General features: G+C 47.8%; 1 protein-coding gene. It reads right to left on the bottom strand.

Annotation, left to right across the window (positions count from 1 at the left end):
* Positions 1–6,772, bottom strand: a 6,772-nt coding sequence (locus tag BMW43_RS20720) for a two-partner secretion domain-containing protein (RefSeq protein ID WP_091752438.1), incomplete at its 3' end; no start/stop codon positions are given.
* Positions 6,773–7,000 lie beyond the last annotated feature (228 nt).

Genomic DNA, 7,000 nt, shown 5'->3' with positions numbered 1-7,000 from the left:
GTTGGTCGCTCAGCTTTTTTATGTCCTTGGCAGCTTTATAGTCGTATAAGGTTTTTAGTCGGTCATCACTGACCTGACTGGAGCGCTCTACGTGGCTTGCCGTATCATTCAGGGTGTTGACAACACCGCCGCCTAAGGAAACACTGATGCCGGATTGTTTGAATTCGTATTTAGTATTACTGTCATAAGTATCAACGGAGTTATTGATGCTCACGTTGTTGCCGGTTATCGTAATATCCTTTTGGGCAACCAGCGTAGTGCCGTCGCTCGTGACTTGTTTGCCGGCATTGATTGATACACTTTCATTCACCGAACCAATTGTGCTGCCCACCTGATCCAAAGTTTTTTCGTTGACATCCAGTTTTTCACTTTGCTTGCCAATTGTGATTCCAAAACCACCGCCACCGAAAACACCGGATTTTTTAGTCATTTTATAGTGTTCGAATGTTCCTGTCTCAGCAGCACTGGTAAGATTAATATCCTTTCCGGCAGTAAGATTCACCGCATTACTGCCAACAACACTGCTTCCTTTTACTGTTATATCATTGTTAGCGTGAATATCCACTGCATCCCCGGAAATGGTACTGCCCACAGCCTGGTTGATGAGAGAATAATCTCTGGTGTCCGTAGTTTTTTTCGAAAGGAATCCACTTTTCACCTGATGTTTCTCAACAAGGCTTTCATGCTTTTCTGTGGCTTCTTTGATTGTTATATCTTTGTCGGCAAGTAAGTTTACTTTTCCATTATCACTGGCAATGTAACTGCCCTCAATATTTATATTTCCCGCTGTAGAAGGTGCCCCCTCTTCCAAGGCTCCCGCATGAACCGTAACTTGGTTGCCACCATTCAGAGTCGTCCCGATAACTGTTTCATCGTCTGTCCTTACTCTTTTCCATCCGTTACTGATCCTTTCGCGGTGATCCTCAGTTGTACGGTCTTTTACTTCCGAAATGTCAATGTTCCCGTTTGTTGTCGTAAGCGTCAGGTCTTTCCCGGATTCTATATTGGCACCCTGCAGGCTAATATCTGATTGTGCCGTAAGATTTACATTATTTCCAGCCTGGATACTGCTGCCGGCATGAGTCGTCTGTTCTTTAAGATAGGAGCCTACTGCGATTCTGCTTTGTTGTTCCACCGTGTTCACTGTAATATTTTGCCCGGCGTTTAGATTCACATCACCAATGGCTGAAATAGTACCACCGGTAAGTGCAATGGTATGTTTGGCAGTTACATCCGTTTGCCCCCCTGTGATCAGACCTGTCAGATTAGAAAGGTTATCGGCCGCTATATCCACCTTCTGCGTTGCCTTAATAACCCCCATATTGGTTAAATCGCCCGGGGTCTTAATTACAATATTATCGGCGGCAATTAACGCTCCGTCGGCTTTCAAATCATCAGTTCTCACCTGAGCCAAATAAACAGTGGGTACCAAGACTTTTTGTCCATCAACTTCTTTTTCCACCAACCACACCATATCGGAGGTGAGATTCGCCATTTGCTCATTGGTCAGGGCAACTCCCACTTGAAGGTTAAACTGGCTGGCATAGGTTGCACCGTTATTTAATAAAGTCTTGTATTGCTCTTCTGTGGAAGAGGTATTGCTTAGCATGGCCCGGCCGGTCAGTTCATTAATTTGTTCACTTACCAGCTTCTGCTCGTAAAAACCGTCACCCAAGCGCTTCATGGCTTTATCCGGGTCCAGGCCCAACTGCTGCAGCATATAGTCACTGGAAATAAAGTCCTTGTAATTGGCAAACCGCGGATTGGTTTCCACAAGATAATGGGCGCTGGGTTCCTGCACTATTTTGTACATGGCATTTGTGGGCAACACAATTTGATCGTCGTTGATGGTCTGCTGGGGTGCAACGCTTGGCAGATCCTTTGCCGGCGGTAACAGATTCTGCACAGTTCCTGTCAGAGCAATATTGCCACCATTGTTGGAACTGCCTGTCGCAACCGCCGCACCTTGCGTTTGTCCACTTGATGATATGCTCTTTACATTCCCGGACGTTACAGTACTTGGCGCAACCTCCAAATTGTTAATGGTTTGAGCCTCTATCGTGACCTGTTGTCCTCCGCCAAAGACAGAGGAATAGCCGGGCAGGGATTCGTCTGTTGTTACCGTTTGGGGACGATAAGTACTATAATTCCACGGTTGTGGAGATCCATTATTTCCAGTAAAAGCCCACTCCCGATGAAGATGTACATTATATAGATACTCGGTAGTGCTTCGCACACGCGCCGTTGTCGTATTATTGACAGTATCGGCAGACACTGTCAACGACCCTGCGGCCGAAATGTTGCTTAGGTCGTTATTGACTTGCCCTGCATTTAACCGGATATCCTTTCCCGCTACAATCCTGCCGGAAGGTGAATCTTTCACAATATTGGTTTCACTAATGGTTTCACCTAATAGCCAGACACTGTCTCTATTATTTTGGGACAATTTTATTCCGGCATTATCACGATTAAGAGACAGCCCACTAATCGGATACCAATACTTTTCCCCATCTATAACATACCCTCCGCTATTGGGCGATAGCACAAAAGTACCCATTGCGCGCACTTCTAGAACAGACCCCTGAATCCAAGTAGAATTTCGCATATCCCAATAAGAGCCAGTGGCATATTGGTTAGTTGAAACAACCTGCTCTCCAGTTTCAAATTCCCGTTTTTTATTCGTCAAGGTGTCCGCATAAATCCCGATGCTCCCGTCCGCCTGGATGGTAGCCGACTGGTTTAAGACAGACCCGGTTTTATCTATATACTCTCCGTTTGCATCCTGATTTTTACTGCCGGCAATATGGATATTACCCATACTATAGATATTGGCGTCGTCTTTATTCTCCAAGGATGTTTTGGCAAAAAGGTTGGTGTTTTGGGTTGTGGCTATCACGGCGGCCGCGTCATGATTGGAAATAGTATCGGCTGTCACAGTAAGGTTGTTGCCGAATACGGAACCGGTATTGTCAACCGCCTGAGCACTAATATCGACGGTGTTTGCTTCCATATTGCCTGCATTAGCCATATTACCGGTTACCGTTACCGCGAGCTCCTCGCCCCCCTGCAAATTGCCGCCGGCGTTATTGGTCACATTTGCGGCGTCGACCGTCAGACCGCGTACGGCAGATAAGCTTCCTGCGTTATTTACCTTGTTCGCCGATAAATGAATATCACGATTGGCTTTCATAGTATTGCCACTAGTTGAAGTAAAGTCCCCATTAACCGTAAGATTCAAATCCTGCCCGGCCGTCAAGTTGCCTGCATTGTTTATGGCTCCGGCAGTAAGATTGACATCCTGGTTGGCCGTCATGGTACCATCAAGATTATTCAAGGTACTGGCCTTGGCTAAAAGAATATTGCCTGCCGCAATATTTCCCTGAGATGCATTGGTAATAGCTGTCCCCATACCGCCAAGGGTCACATTCTGCTGCGCCGTTATGGTTCCTCCGGTGTTATCAATACTTTGAGAAATATTGGCTGTCAAGTTGCCTTGGGAAAGTATCTTCCCGGTATTATTGGTTAAGGTTTGAGCCGTTACATTGACTTCGCCGTTACCGCCCATGGTGCCGGAGGTGTTATCAATGGCCTGGGCATTGACAGTCATCCCGCTGTCATCCAGGCTGGTCATACTGCCTTCCTGGTTGGTAACAGTTCCGGCGTTTAAGGTCAATGCATTTTCCGCTTCCACTGTTCCTTTTCGATTGATCAGACTATCCTGCAGTCCGATGTCCAGATTACCACCGGCCGCAATCACCCCCTGGTCATTGATTATATTCTGACCGGTGATACTCATTTTGTTCAAAGCCGTAATACGGCCCAGGGTATTATCCAAGTCACCAATAGCAAGATTTGCATTGTTATTGGCTTGAATGGTACCGCCATAGGTATTGGTGACACCGCTTATGGCTCTAATATTTAACGTACCTGCTCCGGCATGGGCAACCGTTCCCTGACTGTTGTTAATAATATCAGCCGTCAGATTTAAGTTGTTCCCATTGGTCGCGATGGTGCCTCCCGTATTATCGATTTCATCCGCAGCAACAATCTGGGTATCCCCTGTACCGGTTTGAATCATGGTACTGCCGGTATTACTGATGCTTTGGGCTTTGATAACAATTCCATCGGCCTGCATTGTGGAGGCTGTACCGTCGGTAGCTTTCGAGTTATCGATAGCATTTTTCGCCGTAAGAGTAAGCTTACCTTGCGCCTGGAGGCTGCCACCTTTATTGATGATATCACCTGCTGTTGAGGTGAGACTGACATCGTTATTCGCATAGGTCGTACTGCCGCTAAGATCAATTTCCCCAGCTGTCACGGTCAGGCTGCTCGCTGCCATATTTTGCCCGCTGGTGCTGAGATGTTGCGTGGCATTCATTCTTAAATTGCCGTTCGTTCCTACACTGCCATCTGTTTGTACACCGGCGCCAATTATGCCTAAGGATCGCAAGTTTTGAGCGCCAAGCACTGTATTTTTTCCGGCAACAATAGTTCCGGTATTAGTCAGTGTCCCTTGAGTACTGCTAATCGTAGTGTCTTCCTGACCATAAACCGTACCATAACTGTTGACGTCGCCATCAGTCGTTACCGTTAAATTCCCTTGGGCGGACGTATTCCCGAACAGCAAAATATTCCCTGAGCTTTGCAGCGTCAGATCGCCGCCACTGACAATAGCCCCGCTATTGTCGACCTGACTGCCGGTTACATTGCTATCCACTCCCTGGCTGGCTGCAATAGAAAGATCCTGCTTTGCTGTGATCTTTCCCCCCTGATTTTCCAGGGTTTGCGTTGTAAACGTGACCTTGCCGTTACCACCAAGAACGCCTGATTGGTTTTGGATATCCTGCCCGGCCGTAATTTTCAGGTCACTGTCATCCAGGTTGACCAGTTTTCCGTTCTGGTTGTTTATGACTTGAGCCGTTACGCTAAGGCCTTTATTGGCCTCCATATCTCCCTGCTGGTTTATGACATTGCCTTGCGCAGTGATGTTTAAGACATCTCCAGCTACCAGAGAGCCTTGCTGATTTATCAAATCGTTTTGGACCGTTATGTTTACCTGTTTTTGGGCTGTTAACGTTCCCTGTGTGTTATCCAATGTATTGGCATTGACCGCCACTTGCCCGTTAGTGGAGATCTTCCCACCGATATTGGTTACATCTCCGGTTGCTTGAAGGGCAAGCGTCCCTGTTCCGGCATGCTGGATCTGCCCTTGTCTATTGACAATGTTCGCAGCCTGAAGGATGGAATTGGTACCATTAGTACCGATTTGTCCTCCGGTATTGTCCAGGGTATCACTTGCCGTTATGATGCTATCATGAGTCCCTGTCTGGGTAATCCGGCTGTTTTGATTAGTCAGGTTAGCCGCCGTTAGCTTTAGCTGTCCGGCACTGATTTCAGCCTGAATCCCTGTGTCAGCCTGGTCATTATGTATGTTACCTTGAGCACTGGCGGTTAAGATATTCCCTGTTTGTAGGGAGCCGCCGGTATTGATAATATCACCTTGAATGGCTGTTAGTGTGGTGTTGCCGCCAACCGTGGTTTGGCTATCGGACAGATCCAGGTCTGTGCCTTGCAAAGAAAGATCCCCTGCTGCAATATTTCGCCCACGTGTAACGATTGTCCCAGCAGCAGTTACCACTAGATCTCCGCTATTTCCCACTTTACCAGCATCGCTGATTCCCGCACTCAACGTTCCGGTGGAAAATACATTTTGCGCTGCTATACTGGTTTGCTGTCCCGAGACCAGAATTCCGTTGTTAAAAAACTCTCCCTGAGCATTCACGGTAGTATTACCCTGAGCATAAAGACTGTTCTGATTGATTATCTGATCTCCGGATGTGATGGCGATATTGCCGCCAGCCGAGGCTTGGCTTAGTGAAACTTTTCCCGCACTATCAATTGTCACATCGCCGGCTGCCGAAATAATCCCCTGGCTGTTCACGCCCACACCCTGTTCAGTGCCTACCAATCTGATCTTGTTGGCGTACATTCCTCCTAAAGAGCTTACATCGATAGCCACCTGCGGCCGGTTATTATCAACGGCCAGTGCCGTAGCCTGCAGCGAGTCATGCTCTACCTGGTTGGCACCGGCCACCACATTGACCTCTTTACCCCAGATACCGGCATTGACCTGTACGGCCCGGCTGATCAGATCGGCCCGGTCAGTTTGCTGAGCATCCATACCGTTTCCTTCAACGGTAATCTGCCCCTGATTCACCCTAAAGGCCTCCAGGCTGCCATTGCCGCCGAAGACCGGCGTACCTGTGGTGAGTACAGCCCGGTTGGCATTAATAAAGCCAAAGCCGTTACCGGTAATACCGTTCGGGTTGGCAATGACCACTTCCGCCCGGGAGCCGGCTACTTCCGTATAGCCACGCAGCGTACTGGGATCGTGGCCGCTGACTTCGCTAAGAATAATCTTTGCCGTTCCGTTGGCCAGATTGGGATTGCCGGTAATATAGCCGGCTAGTTGGGTCTGAGTAAGCGTTTGGGAGTTGTTGAGAATGAGCCCTTGCGGATCTACATTGAATTGACTATAGATATTGCGCGATACACCGGCCGCGGAAGGAGCCGTAATTTGTACAATAGGGGTCCCATTTTGTGTGGTTTCCACCTTGGGCCGGTTCTGTTCGGCCGCCTGAGAATCGGCTACCGCTTCCGCCCCCACGATTAGGGGTTGACTGACTAATGCGAAGATGGTTACATAGGCTATTTTCTTTTTTAACCACAACGGCAGCAGCTTGTCCGCCGTAAAGGATGTGGTACAAGACATATGGACACTCTCCTTTTGGATAGTCTTAGGTTAATTTAATATTGATAGTTGTGTATAAAACCCAACAAATAACTGGAATTTGAAGGATGATAGACTTGCATAACGCCAACATTAAGATCTCCCCGTACTACCATGCAAGTTCACCGCAGCACCGCTCCGTAAAAATCTGTCGATTCCCGGAAGTTGAGGATATCACCCTTATGTGACTAATATTGCATAGATACTCAA

The sequence above is a fragment of the Propionispora vibrioides genome, assembly GCF_900110485.1.
GTDB lineage: Bacteria > Bacillota > Negativicutes > Propionisporales > Propionisporaceae > Propionispora > Propionispora vibrioides.
Note: the sequence above shows the minus strand (reverse complement) of the source record. Positions and strands in the feature narration are given on the sequence as shown.